Annotated in this window: 1 protein-coding gene; it reads left to right on the top strand. The window is 61.3% G+C overall.

The genetic code is table 11. The features are described 5' to 3' along the window. On the top strand, window positions 1–274 hold a 274-nt coding region (locus SB679_RS24170), incomplete at both ends, for a DUF3516 domain-containing protein (protein ID WP_410704783.1).

Genomic DNA, 274 nt, shown 5'->3' with positions numbered 1-274 from the left:
CTCACTGAAAACCATGAAAGCCGTCCGGCCCAGTTGAAGCTGATGAAGAAGGCACTCGGAATCTACCGGGAACTCCTGGCCGCGGGGGTAGTGGAACGCATCCCGGACGATGAGCGCGACGCCGAGGGCCGGTCTGTGCGGCTGACAGTGCACCTGCAAGCAAACTTCGCCCTCAACCAGCCCCTTTCGCCTTTCGCTTTGGCCGCGCTCGAGCTCTTGGACCCGGAGTCGCCGTCGTATGCCCTTGACGTTGTTTCGGTCATCGAATCCACAC

It is taken from the genome of Chryseobacterium sp. SIMBA_029 (assembly GCF_046535275.1).
Lineage (GTDB): Bacteria > Bacteroidota > Bacteroidia > Flavobacteriales > Weeksellaceae > Chryseobacterium.
This window is presented reverse-complemented; position numbering and strand designations above follow the sequence as displayed.